This window comes from Paenibacillus solani, assembly GCF_050475945.1.
GTDB classification, from domain to species: Bacteria; Bacillota; Bacilli; order Paenibacillales; family Paenibacillaceae; genus Paenibacillus_AQ; species Paenibacillus_AQ solani_A.
The window spans coordinates 1-17,956 of record NZ_JBCMXJ010000010.1 but is presented as its reverse complement, the minus strand read 5'-3'; the positions used below and the strand labels follow the sequence as shown (position 1 = coordinate 17,956).

Sequence of the window (17,956 nt, the reverse complement as noted above, 5' to 3'; positions counted from 1 at the left end):
CTCGGTAGAATTACGCGATTCTAAAGCGGCAAAAACCTAAATTCCCCAATATTGTAGCACCGACTCCAGTATAATGGTCAGATACCTCTTGGTAAATTTCTCCTTACTCATCTTTTAAACGTCTTTGATACAAAACAACAGATACAATCATAAATACAATCATCCATGCCAAAATAATGAGGAGGGGTTTTAATAAATCCCCCGTCGTAAAGCCTGTGTTGGGTATACCTAGTAAATGTACAAGTTGACTGCTTGGCGCATACTCCAACACTTTTAAAATTGGATAATCATCCACTAGAAACGCCCCCCATGGTGCCGCAGTGAATACGAACGCCACAGGAAGTATAGATAACGATGCTTCAAGCAACGTCTTGGAGAATAAGCCGCATATCGTCCCGGCTGCTATGTATATAATAATCGAGAGAATGATCGCTGCCGCAAACGCCCATAGACTAGCTGGCTCATAGCCCATTATATACGTCGCAATAGCCAGAACAACAGCAGACATTACAAAGACTAAAGTACTTTTACCGACTAAAACATCCATAGTCGTGGCAGGAGTCATCATTAATGACCGTAGAGTGTTACGCTCCTTTTCTTCCGCAAACAAGCTTACTTGTACTAAACACGTTAGTAACACAAATGAAGTATTGAGAACAAGACCGAAAGCGAAAGCTCCATTCGCAGATGGGCCTATACCCAAAGTCGGGCCTGCACCTCGAAAAAGAAGTGCTAATATAATTGGGAAAATCAAACTAATGGAGATTGCATAATTGCGTGAAAACTCTTTGTAATCCTTCACAAATATCGCTCGAGAACGTTTTAATGAGATACTCATAGTAACTCACTTCCTGTCATTTTAATAAAAATATCACCTAGACTTGGCTCTTTCGTTTCTAATCGATCGATAAACCCTCGTTTCATCCAATCAGCGATTTTGTCAGCCGTTCCTTCATCGAACGGAAGCTCGTAAGCCTCCCCATTGATTAATTCAACACAAACGACGTTGTCTCGATGTTGTTTTTTTAGTTCTTTTGGTGAGCCGATGGTTTGGATCTGTCCTTGATATAGAATCGCTACACGGTTACACATCAATTCGGCTTCAGCCATATCATGCGTAGTTAAGAAAATCGTTGTTCCGTTCTCATTCAAGTAGCGTAAGCCTTTATAAATATGTGCTGAGTTTACCGGATCTAAAGCTGAAGTAGGCTCATCTAAAAATAATAATTCAGGCTCATGGATCACCGCGCATGCCAACATGACTCGCTGACGCATCCCTTTCGATAACCGATTAACTTTCTTGTGGCGTTCTCCGCTCAAATTAACAAAATGCAGCACCTTCTCAACCGAAGATTTAGGAAGATCATATAATTTACGATATAGCGCAAGATTTTCCTCAATCGTTAATCTCTCATATAGACCACTATTATCCGTCAAAATGCCAAAGCGCATCTTTTGAGCGGACTGATGCATCATTTCCGCTGGCTGATTAAAGACATTTGCCTGTCCACTCGTTGGACTTAACTGAGCCGTCAAAATCTTAATTAATGTCGTTTTTCCCGAACCACTCGGACCCAGGAAACCAAAAATTTCTCCTTTCGGAATGGAAAAAGACACGTTCGATAACGCATCCTTATGTCCAAATTTTTTTCGAATATGTTCTACTTGGATAACTTCCATGGACACCACTTCCTTCTAGTTGATGGCTTAAATATATACAGATTGCTTGCTTCGAGCCATCAAAACCCGCCGAAATGTAGCTATTATCGTCTGAATGGTACCATAGAATGCTTGATTGGTTCGATATTACCTCGGAAATTAAATGTTAAGAAGTGCTTTTAATTCATGCAATTTTGAACGGGATAACGGAACCACGGCATCTATACCTATATTTAATCGCAAGCTGTAGCTATTCTTCGTCCATGTAATAATCTCTCTTACTTTTTGCAGATTAACGATATAGGATCGATGACACCTAAAAAATCCGAAATTCAATAATCTCTGCTCGAGCTCGGTTAGCGTCAAAGCACAGTCATAATTTTCTCCACCCACATGAACAAGGATCGAGCCATCCATACTTTCTATATAATCGATTTCAGGAGGATCAAATAAAATCACTTTGTCATTTCTTTTCGTAGAAATCTTCTGTAAGGTTATATTGGCCTGGTCTGGTTCCTGCACTTCTTGCTTATCCTCTTCTGAGTCCAAAATATCCAATTGATGAAATCCAGACTCGTTCAATCGATAAATGGCATCACAAGAAATAATGGCATCCTCTAAATTCGAAGTTAAAATTAAAATCTGCTTTTCTTTCGAAAGATCCTCCAAAATCCGTTTAAATTGACGACGATCTTGCTCTTCCAAGTAAAAGTAAGGTTCCTCCAGTACAAGTGTAGGTTGATGCGCAAAAAAGACACGGAGCAATGTCACATACATCCTTTTCGATGGGTTTAGATCCTTGATTTTTATCTTCCGTTCTTCTTTTAAAGCAAAATAATCCATTAACGAAGCGACACGTTCATTACTTTCTGTTACTTTGATTAGAAATGTGAGTAGCTCTTCCACCGTTAAACGCATATACTCACCTTGCTGAGCTTGAAATATATAAAATTGGGAATGATCAACTAATTGATCCATTAATAGCTGCTTTCGCTTCACATCCGTTATAATTCCTATCGATTGACGAGTTGTCATATGTAATTCAATCTTTGGTAGAAGTAATTCCCCGTTATTATAAACTGGTTGAAATTGCATGTGGTCCCCCCGGTCTGTGTGCCTATAGGATATATATACCAATTATAATGTTGGGATACTTTTTTGTCAGTTTCTCTTGAAAATATATCGGCATGTCTTATCTAAGCCTGTCATTATATATTTGCTTTTTTGACCATAGAATAGATTTCAACAATGTTTAGGTTGGGAAAGTACAAGGAGATTTTTTCTTGCAATACTCTTATTTAATCAGATCATTTGTCAAGCATTTTGAGGGCTGTTCTATTTTGTGGGGGCTGAGTTGATCAATCACTTACCTCATTAGGGAAACTATCATAAATAAGGGATGTCCCAACAATAATCATATTGGGACATCCCTTATATTAATTAGACAAGCGAAGTATACTTATCACGTGCAAGTTGCGCAGCCTTAACCATGTTTCGTAGCGAAGCGACGGTCTCTTCTCGACCGCGCGTCTTCAAGCCACAATCTGGATTTATCCAGAACAGCTTCGGATCAAGCACACGTAAGGCGCGGTCGATCATGCCGCTCATCTCCTCTACGCTTGGCACACGCGGACTATGGATGTCGTATACACCAAGACCTATACCTAGCTTGTAGGTATTTTCCTCGAAGCTGTGAATAAGCTCACCATGGCTGCGGGAAGTCTCGATCGAGATGACATCTGCATCCATGGCCTCGATTGAGTCGATCATATCATGGAATTCACAATAACACATATGGGTATGAATCTGTGTTGTGTCCTGTACGGTGCATGTTGCGATCTTAAATGACTTTACGGCCCAATTCAGATAATCGGCCTGCTCGGATTCCTTCAGGGGCAGACCTTCGCGTACGGCCGGTTCGTCGACCTGAATCATGCCGATGCCTGCCTTCTCCAGCGCCTCAACTTCCTGTCGAAGCGCATAGGCAAGCTGATAAGCGACCTGCTCGCGCGAGATATCGTCACGAACAAAGGACCAGTTCATAATTGTAATCGGTCCTGTTAGCATCCCTTTCACCGGACGCTTCGTTCGCGATTGTGCGTAAACGGTCTCCGAGACCGTCATCGCCACGTCGAAAGCAACATCCCCATAAATGACCGGCGGCTTCACGCAGCGCGAGCCGTAAGACTGCACCCATCCGTTCTGTGTGAATGCGAAGCCCTCCAGCTTCTCACCGAAGAACTCAACCATGTCGGTTCTCTCGAACTCACCGTGTACGAGAACATCAAGACCAATCTCTTCCTGAAGCTTCACCCATGTATCAATCTGCTCGTGAATGAATGAATGGTATCGCTCATTCGACCACTCGTCTTTGCGCCACAACTGACGCGCCTTGCGCACTTCGGCTGTTTGCGGGAAGCTACCGATCGTCGTCGTCGGGAACAGTGGCAGCTGCCATTTCGCCTGCTGATCGAGATGGCGCGCCTCGAACGGCTTGTAACGGTTGGGCTCCTTATTTGCAATAGCTGCTACAGCCTCTTGCACGTCACGACGATTTCGAGCCGCGGAATTCCTGAGCAGGCTAAGTGCCTCATCCGAAGCATTCAACTGTTCGCGCACGACGTCTGTCCCTTGCGAGACGGCCTTTGTCAGCAGCACAAGCTCATCCAGTTTCTCCTCAGCGAAGGCGAGCGCCGCCTTCAACTCTGCTGCAAGCTTCGTCTCACGCTCTGTCGATACCGGCACATGCAGCAAGCTGCAGGACGATTGCACGATCAATCGCTCATCCGAAACCAGCTTTGACAGCTCATCCAACAGAGCCAGCTTCTCGTTCAAATCCGCTCGCCAGATGCTTCTACCATCAATGATGCCTGCACCCAGAATCTTAGTGTCAGGGAAGCCGTGTTTACGAATAGCTGCCAGGTTGCCGCTCAAGCCGTGGGCCAAATCAAGTCCGATCCCTTTGACTGGCAGCGACACGATGTCGCGATAGTTTTCAATCGATTCAAAGTACGTTTGCAGCATGATGTTAAGCGACGGTACTGCCTCGACTATCGTCGTATAGATCTTTTTCAGCCGCTCTATATCTTCATCCGAGAGTTTCATCACAACAATAGGCTCATCAATCTGCACCCATTTTACGCCTTCACTCTCAAGCTCGCGAAGGATCTGTACGTAAATCGGAAGCAGACGATTGAGCCATGCATCCGTTTCGCTTGCCGCATATCCCTTAGATAGCTTCAAGAAAGTCAGAGGTCCTACGATGACTGGTTTGCCCTCGATGCCGAGTTTTTCCTTTGCTTCCCGGTAAGCCTGCAACGGAAGGTTCTCCGTCAATATGGGTTCCGCATCGCTTAGTTCCGGCACAATATAGTGATAATTGGTATTGAACCATTTGGTCATCTCGCTTGCCGTTGCATCCTTAGTGCCTCGCGCAATACCGTAATAAACTGACAGCGGTACCTTGCCACCTTCATATTTAAATCGCTTCGGGATGATCCCGAGCATGACCGCGGTATCCAGAATATGATCGTAATTACTGAAGTCATTGACCGGAATAAGCTCGATTCCCTTTTCTTGCTGCTTGCGTAGATGATTTAACCGAATCTCTTGTTGCTGCTTTAAAAAAGTCGCCTCGTCAATCTTCCCTGCCCAGAACGCCTCAAGTGATTTCTTCCATTCTCGATCAACGCCAATGCGCGGATAACCTAAAATACTGCTAACTGTCATATACCATTCTCCTTTTTGATTGTTGAAATCAAGTGCTTCCTCACTCCACAGACCTCTATCGATGACTAATTTAACGAAGAAGCTTATTCAATTGTTTCCGCCATCGCTCTTGTGTGTCTGGTGAGGTGAACTCTAAATGATGAAGAAGGCTACAGTATGCGTCGGCATTCAAGTTCGCAATAACCCCGACCATCGTTTGCTCATCTTCAACATGAGACAAAAAATGGATCAACTCGTGCCGCATCGATGGAACCCTCCCCATATAGGCCGAAATTGTGGACGTCTATACGTGCCGCATCTCCTGACAACAATAAAAGGCGCCTTTCCTGTAAAAAAAACATAGGGAAAGACGCCTCCATAATCTCAAATTATGACGGTACATCTAACACCTCCCTATCTCCCGTAGGTACAGTAGTGCTGTCAGAATAGGCAGGTCTCCTGGCTCCGGGATCGTCACTCGGCAGCAACCTTCCCGATCGATTTAGATCAGTGGCTGAATGTGCTGCCTGCTCCTCCGTTACAGTGGCGGGACCGCGTCGGTATTGCACCGAACTTCCCTTTTAAGTCAAACTGGCAAGCACGCTTGCCAGTTTGACACCTATTCCCACTTATGCAATTTGGGCAAAATGAATTACACTTACATCTTACTCGACAACGAACGATAATGACAATAGAAAGAATGATTGACAGGGGCAAACTGTATCACATGAAACGGAAAATTGGTTTATTTATTCGGAAGCTAAGCAATTTCTATTCGTCCTGCTTGATTCGAGCCATGAAGTTTAAAATATCATCCATTTCGGTCATTTCTCCCTCGTGTCTCTCTACTATAGTACCATCCTTATCAATCAAGACCGTGAGGGGCATCCCGACGACTTGGTATTTTTGTTTGATGTTCAGATCGCTGTCCAGTACTATCGGAAATTCAATCTCATACCGGTCCACGAATTTTTGAACCGTCTCTTTGTTCTCACCGACATTGATCGCAAGCATTTCCACACCGGAAAGCTTATACGCCTCGTTAAGCAGCGGCAGCTCATTTACGCATGGATTGCACCAAGATGCCCAGAAATTCAGTATTACCCCCCTCCCTTTGTAATTTGCCAGACTGATTTCCTCCCCCTTCAAGCCCGATGCTGAGAACGTCGGCGCTGACTGTCCTGGAACAGCCTGATCTCGAGGGGAACCATAAAATTGGGTTACCGCATACACTCCCCCTGCCACAATGGCAAACAGCAATACATATTGAATCCATTTGCGGATATTCATCTTCAACCAAAACTCCTTGATCACGAATTAGAGGAACTCCCTATGATACTAAAAAAGGAGTAACCCGATATGAACATGCTGCCTGTAAGATTTACGAAGGAAATCCTCCGGTGATCCCAAACAGCTCTCTGAATGCTTCTTGCAGCCCTAAGACCCCGTGGCTCTGCCGAATATCTTCCTTTTTTCCATCGAGCACCACGTTTCCGTCTCTTAAAAATACGATTCGATCTGCTAACGCTTCAGCAATTTCTAATTGGTGTGTTGAGAAGAGAAGCGTTTGACCGTTAGATACGGCCTGCCTCACGAGCGTAACGAATGTATCCATCCAGTATGGATCAAGACCATTCGTGGGTTCATCCATAATGATGAGCGGTGGCTCCGCCAGCATTGCCTGTGCAAATAATATCCGCTGCCTCATGCCTTTGGAGAAGGAGACGACAGGCTTGCTGCCAGTATCAGAAAGGCCAACCATCGATAACACCTCCTTGACACGATCTTTTCCTAGGCCGCGAAGCTTTGCCCAAAACAACAGGGTCTCCAGTGCTGTCAATCCCGGGCTGAATCGATAATCATCCGGCATAAACCCTATGTTATGAGCATACTTCCGTTGGTTATCCTGCCATGCTTGGCCGTTGACAGTGATGGTTCCCTTCGTAGGTTGCACAATTCCCGCCAGCATGCGCAGCAGCGTGCTTTTCCCTGCGCCGTTTCCTCCGCACAAAGCAACGGATTCTCCTCGAGCGATATGAAGATTTACTTCCTCAATAACGACCTTTCCTTTAAAAGCTTTATGTACTGAATCGAACCGAACCAGATGATCATCCACGACCTCTCCCCCTTTCCCACAGGCCATAGGCAATGGCCAGAGCAGCACTAATCCAGATCAACATAGCCCCCAAAAACACAGGCGTCCCCCAGAAAGATCGAATCCATAATATCCAATCGTAATATTTGGGGCCGAGCGTTGAACCTCCCCCCAACTTGACGACAGTAAAGAGACGCGTCAATTCGGCAGGATTCAAGAAAGTCAGTGTCGTTACCGCCGGTTTAATCCACGGATATGGCATCATACCCAACAACGCTATGAGGATCGATGGCCATGCAATAATAGTAAAGAACCAGACGCCAACCGCGATGGTGAGTGCCTGCCAACGGTTGCGGGCGAGTGATCCGATCAGTATGGCGATTCCGAGAAAAAACAAGGATAAAGAGATGGAAAAGAAAAGGAGCTGCCTGTACGTTGAAAAATCAAATCCATTGCCAATGAACCAACCCACTGTTCCTGACAGCCCAAATCCGAAAGCCACTATCGATAATAAGACAATGGTAAGCCCGATAAATTTGCCGGCCAAAAATGACAAGGTGCCCAGCGGATATGTCGATAGAAGTTCCCAGTTGCCTTCCTCCTTCTCACCGGTCAAGGAGAATGAACCTAACATCAGAGCCATTAGAGGCAGCAAATACAACGCCAGATTTAACATAGTACCGCTTGTTCCTGAATATCCCTTTACATAGCCTTGTGCGTTAATCATCATCAGACTCAGCATGAATACAGCGAAAAGGGCCATGAATGAATAGGCCCAAGGATTTCGAAATCCAATTTTCATCTCTCTCATGGCAACATTCCCCACTACGCTCACGAACCGTGTCCTCCGGTTGTTGGGTGATCGGCACCGCTAGAATGACCTTTTTCTTCATCAGGAGCATGTTTTGACTCTGATTCACCATGTCCCTCCTCCGATGAGTGCCCATGCTCATGCTCATGCTCACCTCCCATGTCCATCATATCCCGATTGACTTCCCATGAGTGGTTGGAGAGTTCTTCTGCTGTCATGAGCTTACCTTTACCTTGTTCTTTAATAAAAGCAGAGGCATCCGCTTCTTGTTCAAATGACACAATTCCATATGCCATAGGCGTTTTATAGGAAGAATCATAAGCATAATATGCTTTCTCATAACGAAGCCATTGTTTGGTATTATAGTCCCGTACGAAAGCAGCGCCGATCGTATCGGTTCCGTTCTCGTTCTTCCATGTGTTTAAGCAGCCGATATCGTCGAATTTGAGCGATTGGCCGTCCTTTGTAATGATTTGAGTCGCATATTGATCGTCTTTGATGGCCATCTTGCAGATGACGCAAATATCCGTATCTTCGTTGATTGCCTGTGGCTCATACTTGTCTTCTCCGCAAGCGGATAAAAACAGCAGTAAGGCTATCATAATTACGGTTAGTCGAAAACCTTTTTTCATGTACTTCGTCTCCTCACCCATAAAATGAATATAAACGTGCTCCCAAGTAATACAATTCCCGTAAGTCCAGTCTTAACATTGGATTCCGAATCCCCTTGTTGATATTTGCTATTAGGCATGTCCATTAGCGGTGCCATATCCGTAGTCCATCTACTTCGTTCCGTCTGGTAGAGCCCTTCCATAAAAACCATCCCAGGTGATTGGAAAAACAATTGGAATGCGGGCCGTTTTTGCGTCAGACTCTGAAAAAAGGGATTCATCGCATAAGATATATCACTTTTTCCGTCTCCATCTGCATCAATGCCACGAAAATTGTCCCAATAATTATTCGAGATCCTATTCTCCTCACTGCCTCGTGTCTGCGCGTCCGAAACATTCCCGATAAATTGATTGCCTTCAACGACATTGTCAATAGATTCCAACATCTGCATACCAACAAAATTATAGCTTACTCGATTGTTCTCCAATAGATTGTCGGTTGATAGCTCTATGTACAGGCCGACCCGATTACCGACAACCGTATTATCCGATACGGTTGTCTCGTGAGTGTCATAAAGTAAAATACCTTGCGAGTTCACGTTTTCACTTTGCTTGGTAAACGTATTCCCGATAACTGATACTTGCCGTGCCGCCATCACCATTGCACCGGTCACATTCATTTTCCCCTCATTTTGCCGGATCATTGTACGATTCGTGTACATGCAGTGAACACCATAGCGAGAACGCTCAATCACGTTGCCGTTGACATAGGTATCGTCGCTGTTTTCTAAATATATGCCATCAAGAACATCGTGAATGGTATTATCGGTGATGTTCCAGCGGTGCCCATTATATAAATCCATGCCGTTGCCTTTGTCGGCCATTTGCACACCTTCTGCAATCCATTCGATCGTATTATTCCTCAGTGTCCCATCATCCGCGTCGCGCACCACTATTCCACTTCCGCTGGTCTGGATGTTCAAGCTTTCTAAGACGGTATGATGACCATTGACTTGGACTGTCGGCGTTTCTTTAACCATCTCATCAATGATCTGCAACCCCATAATCGTTGTATTGTCAGCTTTTATCGTTACGGCCGGTAGCGGACTCATATTTCTCAGTACGATCGTGCCGTCTTCTTCCGGCAGTATGGTTAATCGCTTGTTAATAGTAATCGGACCTTGGTAAATGCCAGGCTTCAGTATGACCGTATCTCCCGGATGGGCCTGGTCCACGATTTCTTGCAAACTCACCCCCTCGCCTTCGGCTCCGACCGAGCTGTTCGGTAGTAACAACAAGGCAACCAAAAACACGAGAATGCAGCATTTGTTTCTAAATGTTGTCATAAAACTTCGACCTGTTTCTTCTTTATGATGTGGTTATCGTCTTCATACAAGTGAATAAAGTCTGCTTGCAATCCTGTATCAGGGAAGGTGAATATGCCGATAAATTTTCCTTCCCCTCTATTAAAGGCATCTAAGAGGTTTGGCTTATCGTTGTTGGAAACAAGAATACCAGTAAACAAAGCTTGTAGTTCCACCTGAGTTCCGACCTCTACGATCTGGGAGTTCGTAGAAGTTTCTACTTCGACAGTACCTAAATCAACAAGTTCCTTTCCTAAATAAGCCGTTACGATACATAGCAGACACATCGCTATCAGAAATGAAACGGCTTTTAGCTTCATACACTCACCACTCTTCCCATACAGATTTATCTATTACATAGTAACAAGTCGAATGATTTTGCCCTATAACTCTATCGAGCCATTTCTAAGGTTAAAATTCGTCAAAATTGTGTCGTCCCACGAAAGAGAGTGTTTTATGATTTTTTGCAAAAAGCATTTGTGGGATTGTCATCAGCTACGGGTTGTTTGATTTTCCAACCAAGCCAGTAAGGTTACCGGTCAAGACAGCGGGACTCGCTTTTCACAATCACGACACCAGTGTATCAACCGGTAATCACCATCGCTAAGAGTGCCTCAACGTCCAGTGCCGCAGTTGGTAATTCCATTACTTACACCCTACATGTCGGATGGCCGGATGGTTCAACAGGATGCTGTATCCGAGAGGGTTGCTCTTGAGATTCTAGATGCCCATATCACTGTATCCGTCCATTCGCCTTATGACAGCACAGAGCCGGGAGAAAAAGTGTCCTTTTCTCTCAAACTGGAGAATGCGGGAAGCTTAGGTGCGGAGGTCACACTTATCGACTGGATCTGTGAGCCCAACATCTTCGAGGAGGGATATGTTATCAAGGGAGGGCAAATCTTGACTGTTCATCAAGCCTACACCTTGGGCACTGTTGCTCCTGGTGAGGCGCTGTCATTTCATTACAGTGCTCGAATTCGACATACGGTGGATAGCTTAATCGAGGAAGTGAACGGCTACTTTCTATTTAGGAGCCATGCAAAGGTGGGCGATTGTGTCCACGACAGCAAGTTTAAATCGGAGATGATAACATTAATCTTGGAATCGGAGGAAGATGAATAAAACCAAATAAAAACAGGGATGTCTACTCAGTCTGAGAGACATCCCTGTATGCTTATGATCCAAACGAATTATAAGAAGCAAATCATAGATAATATGAACATAAACACTACGCCAGCAATCATCGGAACGGACGTTCTTTTTACAAGGGCAATCGGATCTGTCTTCACGGTTCCAGCAACAATGAGGATAACTGCTGCCACAGGTGAAACTGCTCTGAAGAGGTTGCCTGACAGACCGAGTGGTACAGAAATAGCAATCGGGCTAATGCCAGCTGCCACTGCCAATGGCACGATCAGCGGTACCATGGCGAAGATGAGAGCCGTACCACTACCACTCAATATAACAATGAGAGCCGTTAATGCTACTAAGATAAGAGGTAAGATAAAGTCTAATCCATTACCTTGGATGCTTTGCATAGCGGATTGAAGCTCGTCAACCAAACCAATTGATTTCAGACCTGTAACAAATACCGAAGCCGCTACGAGAAGAGCTACAATGGGAACAGCTCCACCCATTCCTTTAAAGAAAGTTTCTGTCTTTTCAAGAACGCTTTTGTTTCCTTTATGTCTGATTAATTCACACACAATCGCCAGAACAAAGGATACTAAGGTGGCAATCTCAACGCTAATATCAATGGATTTGCCAGTCGTTAATTGAACAGCATAATTACCTAGCAACAGAATAATTGGGAAGATCGGAAGTATAGCATAAACGGTTTTAAATAATTTGCCTCCCGTGATTTCTTCAACCTTGCCCGCATCCACTTGCTCAAGATCATCACCTGCAGGATTTTGCAGAGCTGCTTTTTTATCCATTCTCTTCTGCCAGAAATAGTGAACAATCGCTATAACAAGCAGAGTCGGGATGGAAATCAAAGCATGATATTTAAATACATAGTCTGTTACGGTTAACCCAGCAAATGAAGCGTGTTTCGCTAATTCTTCCGCGATCGCTACGTTGTCGCTACCTAATGGAGTTGGAACAATCGTAGCTGAGGTGGCGATAACCGCTCCTGTCGTTAATGCCGACATCCCCGCTTTTCTTAATATAGGGTACAGTGTTGCTAGTAATATAATGGCCAAATTCGAAGCACTTGGGATAACGAGTGACAATGCATTTCCTAGCAAATATACAAGTGGAACCAGAACATAAACGGATTTGATCTTTGAAATAGGTTTAGTTAATGCGCTTACAGTAACTTCATTCGCACCAATCGATGACATGTAAGCTGTATATCCTCCTAAGAGGAGAATAATGAAACCGGCAGCAGTAAGGGTCTGCTTAAACTGTGTAATAATGACTTGAAGTGGATCCAGCCAAGCTGATCCCATTGAAACAAAATCTTTGACTGCGATCTCTTTTCCCATGGCAGTACTGACTAGAATCAGTACGATACCAATAAGGAACAAGGAAATCTTAATATCCATCTTCTTAATCAACATATATATAACTACCGCCACAGCGATTATAGCAGAGCCGTACATGATTATATTAGAATCCATGGTATGGTTGGGCCTCCCTCTGGTTGTTAGTTACACTTCTTCAAGCTATCCATGAACCATTGCTTAAACATATCTGGATCTATATCTATACAAACTTTGGCATTATGAGGTTTTCCTAAGTAACCTTTCAAATCTACGATGGTACATCCGGTTGTCATCGTGCCGTGTAATTCTACATCAAGGAATGTATCTACGACTTGGAACATTTCCGGTTGCAACAAATAAGCGATTGCCGTGCTGTCATACATTTTCAATCCGGTTTTCATGCTGCCGCCTCTGTATTTCTGGAATAGCTGATAAATCATATTTCCTGTCTGATTCATATCCTTCAGCTTCGCACTATCCTCAGGATATACCAGGGCTTTCAGACCAACATCGAGCCCCACCATCACAATTGGCAACTCACTCTGGAATACGATCTTCGCTGCTTCAGGATCAGCAAAAATATTAAACTCCGACATAACACCTGCATTACCGCGACTTGCTGAACCTCCCATAAATACAATTTCAGCAATGTTGTTCTTAACTTCCGGATACATTTTTAGCAAAAGAGCAATATTCGTTAATGGGCCAATCGGAACGATGGTCATTGGTTCTTTGCTGTCCATAATGACACGATACATTGCGTTTACAGCATTTTCTTTCAGCACAAGCTCTTCCGATGGCTCATCAAACTCAAAACCATCCATTCCTGTCGAGCCATGTATATCACTAGCATCAATAGGGTCTTTGATAAGTGGTCTGTCGGCACCAAGAGCAACCGGTACATTTTTATTGTAAAATTTTAGCAATCTCAAGGCATTAAACGTTACTTTATCAAGTCCAACATTCCCAGCAACCGTAGTGATGAGACGAACATCTAATTTTTCACTATAAAGTGCAATGGCTAGTGCGACTGCATCATCAATTCCTGGGTCTGTGTCAATAATTATAGGTCTGGTTGTCATAGTAAAACTCCTCCTAAAATCTTATGTGGGTTCTTAAAATGATATATAGCTTTTTATGGACAAATCATCCTTGGCTATTGATAAACTCTTCGACCTCGGCACTGGTCGGCATTCCTGTCTGTGCTCCAAGCTTAGTCGTTGATAAAGCAGCAACGGCATTGCCGTATTTACATGCATCTTTCAAACTTAGTCCTTTACTTAGTGCATGAGCTAATCCGCCATTAAACGAGTCACCTGCTCCAGTCGTATCAACAACATCTACTTTGTAGGCAGGTATGATGACTTCCTCTCCATCTTCATAGATACAAACGCCTTGACTACCTTTTGTGACGATGAGTTTGCCGTCTAACTCTTCTTCAGCTCTATCTTGTCTAAGCAGCTCTTGTTCATGTTCATTTGGAGTGAAATAATCAACATCCTTAAGCAATTCTGACGGTAATGATTGGATCGGTGCCGGATTTAGGATTATCTTGACTCCGTTTTCTTTGGCAATTTCAACTGCCTTTTGCACACCCTCTAACGGTATTTCCAACTGAAGGACTAAAATATCACTAGCTGCAATCACATCTCGCTTGGATTCAACAAACGATGCCGTAACGTAATTATTAGCTCCCGGGACAACAATAATACTATTATCTTGATCAGACACGATAATTGTAGCCGTGGCAGTTACATCTGTAACCGGTTCCACATTGCTCACATCAACACCTTGTTCTTGCAAATGAGCTACAATATCCTCACCAAATCTGTCATTTCCTACACAACCAAGTAGTTGGACTTGTGCTCCAAGTTTGGCCGCCGCAACTGCTTGATTGGCACCCTTTCCTCCGGGATTCATTTGGAAATGCTCACCGAAGAGCGTTTCCCCTCTCTTCGGTATTTGAGAAGTGATTGTAACTAAGTCCATATTTATACTTCCGAGAACAGTAATTTTTGGTTTCTTATCCATCTCTATCTACCCCTTAGGTTGAATTTCTCTCTATAAGGTTCACATCAAATTTATAATATGTTTGCCCAACTTCTTGCTGATTCATTAAACTAACTAACATCTTTGTCGCCTTTTCACCCATTTCGTAAATCGGCTGTACAATGGTCGTTAATTCTGGAATCGTTACAGAAGATAACTTAATTCCATCAAATCCAACAATCGCGAGCTCGTCAGGCACCCTTGTCCCAAGCTGGTTAGCAGCCTTCATAGCGCCTATCGCCATAATATCATTCGCAGCAAAAATACCATCAATCTCAGGGTGGGTCTTTAAAAGTTCCAGCGTTGCTTCGATCGAAGATTCCATGTCATAATCTCCGTCGACAATGTAGCTTTCACTGAACCATGACTCCTGCTGAACGACTTCTCTATAACCTTCACAACGTTCGTCCGCATTAACTACTCCTTGAGGTCCTCTGATGTGTGCAATTCTGCTGCATCCTTTACTCATCAGATAACGAGTAGCTGTATTGGCCCCTTTCATGTTCTCCACTACAATCGTCGGAAGCCCTTTGCTAATCTCTCGGTCAATGCTTACAACAGGGATATTAAGTTTGATAACCTGTTCAGCGGTCATTGTATTTGATGAAACTATGATACCGTTTACATAGTTCTGCTGTAACATATCTAGGTATGCTTGTTCTTTCACTCTATCTTCATCCGAGTTGCATAGAATGAGATTGTATCCAAACTTGGAAGCCGTATCTTCGACAGCTCTAGCTAACTCGGGAAAGTAAGGATTCATGATATCCGGCACGATTAAGCCAATCGTACTCGACTGTTTCTTGAACAGACTTCTAGCTACTTCATTTGGTTTGTAATTCAATTCTTTAATCGCTTGCTCTACCATTTCTCGTGTATGCTGTCCCACATATCCTTTGTCATTGAGTACTCTGGATACAGTAGCAACAGATACACCAGCAAGCTTAGCCACTTCTTTTATTGAAGCCATATCTTCACTCCACTTTCAGAAAGGGTAACCGGTTACACATAGAAATATACTCCTAATTGTTTCATAAGTCAACACCAAGTTAGAAAGCATTTTGATTTATGATTCTTTAGGGTGAGAACATCTCATATAACTTCATTTCAACGAAATTAGTTTAAGTCGAATAACATTAACCCTATAAAGCAATAAACCCTGCTAGCGGAAGCTAGCAGAGTTGAGTCAGTACAACGATACCCAAATATTTCCTTTAGTAAAAATCGACTATCTATTGTTCGGTTAATATTATTGGGCCATCCGCCGTGATAGCAATTGTATGCTCGTACTGCGCGGAAAGCGACCCGTCAGCAGTTCTGGCGGTCCATCCATCTGCGTCAATCTTCATCGTTGCTATTCCGGCATTTAGCATCGGCTCGATCGTGAGAACCATCCCTTCCTTCAAACGGAATCCCTTGCCCGGCTTCCCGACGTGGGGATAATTAGGTTCCTCGTGCATTTCTCTTCCTACGCCATGACCGAGCAGATCACGCACGACCGAGAAACCGTTTTGCTCGGCATGTGTTTGAACCGCATGCATCACATCACCGATCCGGTTTCCGACCAGAGATTTTTCGATACCAAGGTCCAAGCATTCCTTCGTTACTCGCATCAATTTACGGGCTTCTTCCGATACCTCGCCGATCGCATAAGACCAAGCAGAATCGCCGATCCAACCATTCGCCTCTGCGACGATGTCGATTGTAACGATGTCACCTTCCTTGAGCGGAGTCTGGTTCGGAAACCCATGCGCGATGACGTCATTGACAGAGGCACATGTCGCAAACGGATAACCATTATATCCTATCGTATAAGCCTTGGCGCCACTCTCCTTCAGGAACCGCACCGCGAACGACTCAATATCGAGCGTTGTGATACCCGGTCGGATCATATCTGCTAATGCTTGATGAAAAGCTGCAACAATTTGACCAGCCCTTCTCATTTCTTCAATTTCTGCTCTAGATTTCAGGACGATCATCCCATTCATCTCTCCTTATTCTGTATGCCTGAAAAAATCATATCGACGATCCCTTCCACATCCATCTCGCTCCGCATATTGTGGTGGATATTTAATGCTGTGTAGCCAATAAGCGAGCCAAAGATCAGATTCGCTGTTTTCTCCGGGCTTACGGGACTTATACCTGCACGAATCAAATCAACTAATGGTAAAAAGATCTGTTTATGAAATTCATCAGACAGCTTACTGAACCGATTCCCCGGGAAGTGATGAAAATTATCCGCAACCGTTTTAAGCAATATAAATACAGAAGGATCCTGGATACACTTCTGCAGGAGCAGCCTGGAGAACGACTCAGCTTTATACAAACTGCTGCTGTCCTCCGTCAAAGCGGGCTGTACGGTCAACTCCGTTTGACTCAGGGCATCCCATAATAAATCTTCCAAAAGCATGTATTTATTTTTGTAGTAATGATAAACGGTACCGTAACCGAGCTCAGCCTTGACCGAAACATCGCGTATTTCCAATTGGATGCCCTTCTCCAAATATACTTCAGCTGCCGCTTGCAGAATTTGATTCATTCGCATTTCCCGGATTGCTTCATTTTGTTCTTTGGTACGTGGTGACATGGCTCCTCCTTTTTAGACCTTCTGTAATGTCGATGTAAAAACAATATATATCATTTGGTCGTACGGATCAAGTTAAAAGCGTTCTGGATTCTTCTACCGGAACGATTTGTGTAAAACCACCAAGGAATTTTTTTAACTAACGAAGGATGAGTCAATTCTAATTCAAAGTGATATAACGTGATATGTTATAATGAACAACAAATATAAAGGGGGCTTATATTATGGACTTATCAATCTTAGCTCTTATCTTTGTTGGGATTATCTCCATTTATGCTATTGCATTTACCATGATAATTAGGTTGCTTGGCCGGAAATTCAAAGACAAATCTAATATGTATTTTCTGTATGCCTCCATTATCTTGGTTATCCAATCTTATCTAATAGTCAAGGGGTTCTTAGGAAACCAGCCTATAAGTTCAGTCAATATTTTATTTTTCTTAATGGGATTTATGTTGATCTTCCAAGGAATAAAACGGAAAAAATTAAATGTGTAAGTTGCTCTTCTTTAATCAATAATCAGTGCGGACTTACACCAGTAAAACAAAAAAAACCTGAACGTTGGTCATACCCCTGTCAAGTA

18 protein-coding genes and 1 riboswitch are annotated in these 17,956 nt (G+C 43.7%); of the genes, 2 read left to right on the top strand and 16 right to left on the bottom strand.

Going from position 1 to position 17,956, the window contains the following annotated elements; genetic code table 11:
• Positions 1-103 precede the first annotated feature (103 nt).
• From ABEQ74_RS11305 to ABEQ74_RS11260, 10 genes are all read right to left on the bottom strand, one after another.
• Positions 104-838: an ABC transporter permease gene (locus tag ABEQ74_RS11305; protein WP_430122283.1), complete on the bottom strand. Its 735-nt coding sequence runs from the start codon at positions 836-838 to the stop codon at positions 104-106.
• Complete coding sequence (locus ABEQ74_RS11300) at positions 835-1,680, bottom strand: ATP-binding cassette domain-containing protein (RefSeq protein WP_430122282.1); 846 nt, start codon at positions 1,678-1,680, stop codon at positions 835-837. The genes ABEQ74_RS11305 and ABEQ74_RS11300 overlap by 4 nt, the downstream gene beginning before the upstream one ends.
• Positions 1,681-1,818: 138 nt before the next feature.
• On the bottom strand, positions 1,819-2,754 hold the full coding sequence (locus ABEQ74_RS11295) for a LytTR family transcriptional regulator DNA-binding domain-containing protein (RefSeq protein ID WP_430122281.1): 936 nt from the start codon (positions 2,752-2,754) through the stop codon (positions 1,819-1,821).
• 345 nt (positions 2,755-3,099) lie between these two features.
• Positions 3,100-5,388 (bottom strand): 5-methyltetrahydropteroyltriglutamate--homocysteine S-methyltransferase, encoded by a 2,289-nt coding sequence (metE, locus tag ABEQ74_RS11290; RefSeq protein ID WP_430122280.1) that lies wholly within the window; start codon positions 5,386-5,388, stop codon positions 3,100-3,102.
• A gap of 411 nt (positions 5,389-5,799) precedes the next feature.
• Positions 5,800-6,005, bottom strand: a riboswitch (cobalamin riboswitch).
• Positions 6,006-6,138: 133 nt separating this feature from the next.
• On the bottom strand, positions 6,139-6,657 hold the full coding sequence (locus ABEQ74_RS11285; protein ID WP_430122279.1) for a redoxin domain-containing protein: 519 nt from the start codon (positions 6,655-6,657) through the stop codon (positions 6,139-6,141).
• A 91-nt stretch (positions 6,658-6,748) separates the two neighbouring features.
• Positions 6,749-7,483 (bottom strand): ABC transporter ATP-binding protein, encoded by a 735-nt coding sequence (locus ABEQ74_RS11280; protein ID WP_430122278.1) that lies wholly within the window; start codon positions 7,481-7,483, stop codon positions 6,749-6,751.
• Positions 7,476-8,273, bottom strand: a complete 798-nt coding sequence (locus tag ABEQ74_RS11275) for an ABC transporter permease (protein ID WP_430122276.1) — start codon at positions 8,271-8,273, stop codon at positions 7,476-7,478. Before ABEQ74_RS11275 ends, ABEQ74_RS11280 begins: the two co-directional genes overlap by 8 nt.
• Positions 8,274-8,293: 20 nt before the next feature.
• On the bottom strand, positions 8,294-8,905 hold the full coding sequence (locus ABEQ74_RS11270; protein ID WP_430122275.1) for a nitrous oxide reductase accessory protein NosL: 612 nt from the start codon (positions 8,903-8,905) through the stop codon (positions 8,294-8,296).
• Positions 8,902-10,230, bottom strand: coding sequence for a right-handed parallel beta-helix repeat-containing protein (locus ABEQ74_RS11265; RefSeq protein ID WP_430122274.1), 1,329 nt, complete (start codon positions 10,228-10,230; stop codon positions 8,902-8,904). The genes ABEQ74_RS11270 and ABEQ74_RS11265 overlap by 4 nt, the downstream gene beginning before the upstream one ends.
• Entirely contained in the window at positions 10,227-10,568 is a 342-nt protein-coding gene (locus ABEQ74_RS11260; RefSeq protein ID WP_430122273.1) for a hypothetical protein, read from the bottom strand. Before ABEQ74_RS11260 ends, ABEQ74_RS11265 begins: the two co-directional genes overlap by 4 nt.
• Positions 10,569-10,872: 304 nt before the next feature.
• Here ABEQ74_RS11260 and ABEQ74_RS11255 point away from each other — a divergent pair, with 304 nt between their 5' ends.
• Positions 10,873-11,373 (top strand): hypothetical protein, encoded by a 501-nt coding sequence (locus ABEQ74_RS11255; RefSeq protein ID WP_430122272.1) that lies wholly within the window; start codon positions 10,873-10,875, stop codon positions 11,371-11,373.
• Positions 11,374-11,441: 68 nt separating this feature from the next.
• Here ABEQ74_RS11255 and dcuC read toward each other — a convergent pair whose 3' ends face one another.
• The 6 genes from dcuC to ABEQ74_RS11225 all read right to left on the bottom strand — a co-directional run bounded on the left by dcuC (position 11,442) and on the right by ABEQ74_RS11225 (position 17,376).
• Positions 11,442-12,875, bottom strand: coding sequence for a C4-dicarboxylate transporter DcuC (gene dcuC / locus ABEQ74_RS11250; RefSeq protein WP_430122271.1), 1,434 nt, complete (start codon positions 12,873-12,875; stop codon positions 11,442-11,444).
• Between the two features lie 26 nt (positions 12,876-12,901).
• The gene (gene rihC, locus ABEQ74_RS11245; protein WP_430122270.1) at positions 12,902-13,822 is read right to left on the bottom strand and encodes a ribonucleoside hydrolase RihC; all 921 of its coding nucleotides are present in this window, start codon (positions 13,820-13,822) and stop codon (positions 12,902-12,904) included.
• Between the two features lie 64 nt (positions 13,823-13,886).
• On the bottom strand, positions 13,887-14,771 hold the full coding sequence (gene rbsK, locus ABEQ74_RS11240; RefSeq protein WP_430122269.1) for a ribokinase: 885 nt from the start codon (positions 14,769-14,771) through the stop codon (positions 13,887-13,889).
• Positions 14,772-14,784: 13 nt separating this feature from the next.
• A complete protein-coding gene (locus ABEQ74_RS11235; protein ID WP_430122268.1) occupies positions 14,785-15,759 on the bottom strand; it encodes a LacI family DNA-binding transcriptional regulator in 975 nt (324 codons plus the stop codon).
• 262 nt (positions 15,760-16,021) lie between these two features.
• Positions 16,022-16,768: a type I methionyl aminopeptidase gene (gene map / locus ABEQ74_RS11230; RefSeq protein ID WP_430122267.1), complete on the bottom strand. Its 747-nt coding sequence runs from the start codon at positions 16,766-16,768 to the stop codon at positions 16,022-16,024.
• A gap of 5 nt (positions 16,769-16,773) precedes the next feature.
• Positions 16,774-17,376 (bottom strand): TetR/AcrR family transcriptional regulator, encoded by a 603-nt coding sequence (locus tag ABEQ74_RS11225; RefSeq protein ID WP_430122266.1) that lies wholly within the window; start codon positions 17,374-17,376, stop codon positions 16,774-16,776.
• A 221-nt stretch (positions 17,377-17,597) separates the two neighbouring features.
• On the opposite strand from ABEQ74_RS11225, the gene ABEQ74_RS11220 reads away from it, so the two are divergent.
• Positions 17,598-17,870: a hypothetical protein gene (locus ABEQ74_RS11220; RefSeq protein WP_430122265.1), complete on the top strand. Its 273-nt coding sequence runs from the start codon at positions 17,598-17,600 to the stop codon at positions 17,868-17,870.
• Positions 17,871-17,956 lie beyond the last annotated feature (86 nt).

Coding starts and splice junctions, on each gene's coding strand:
- ABEQ74_RS11305 (WP_430122283.1), bottom strand. CDS start 838: ATGAGTATCTCATTAAAACGTTCTCGAGCGATATTTGTGAAGGATTAC.
- ABEQ74_RS11300 (WP_430122282.1), bottom strand. CDS start 1,680: ATGGAAGTTATCCAAGTAGAACATATTCGAAAAAAATTTGGACATAAG.
- ABEQ74_RS11295 (WP_430122281.1), bottom strand. CDS start 2,754: ATGCAATTTCAACCAGTTTATAATAACGGGGAATTACTTCTACCAAAG.
- metE (WP_430122280.1), bottom strand. CDS start 5,388: ATGACAGTTAGCAGTATTTTAGGTTATCCGCGCATTGGCGTTGATCGA.
- ABEQ74_RS11285 (WP_430122279.1), bottom strand. CDS start 6,657: ATGAATATCCGCAAATGGATTCAATATGTATTGCTGTTTGCCATTGTG.
- ABEQ74_RS11275 (WP_430122276.1), bottom strand. CDS start 8,273: ATGAGAGAGATGAAAATTGGATTTCGAAATCCTTGGGCCTATTCATTC.
- ABEQ74_RS11270 (WP_430122275.1), bottom strand. CDS start 8,905: ATGAAAAAAGGTTTTCGACTAACCGTAATTATGATAGCCTTACTGCTG.
- ABEQ74_RS11265 (WP_430122274.1), bottom strand. CDS start 10,230: ATGACAACATTTAGAAACAAATGCTGCATTCTCGTGTTTTTGGTTGCC.
- ABEQ74_RS11260 (WP_430122273.1), bottom strand. CDS start 10,568: ATGAAGCTAAAAGCCGTTTCATTTCTGATAGCGATGTGTCTGCTATGT.
- dcuC (WP_430122271.1), bottom strand. CDS start 12,875: ATGGATTCTAATATAATCATGTACGGCTCTGCTATAATCGCTGTGGCG.
- rihC (WP_430122270.1), bottom strand. CDS start 13,822: ATGACAACCAGACCTATAATTATTGACACAGACCCAGGAATTGATGAT.
- rbsK (WP_430122269.1), bottom strand. CDS start 14,771: ATGGATAAGAAACCAAAAATTACTGTTCTCGGAAGTATAAATATGGAC.
- ABEQ74_RS11235 (WP_430122268.1), bottom strand. CDS start 15,759: ATGGCTTCAATAAAAGAAGTGGCTAAGCTTGCTGGTGTATCTGTTGCT.
- map (WP_430122267.1), bottom strand. CDS start 16,768: ATGATCGTCCTGAAATCTAGAGCAGAAATTGAAGAAATGAGAAGGGCT.
- ABEQ74_RS11225 (WP_430122266.1), bottom strand. CDS start 17,376: ATGTCACCACGTACCAAAGAACAAAATGAAGCAATCCGGGAAATGCGA.
- ABEQ74_RS11220 (WP_430122265.1), top strand. CDS start 17,598: ATGGACTTATCAATCTTAGCTCTTATCTTTGTTGGGATTATCTCCATT.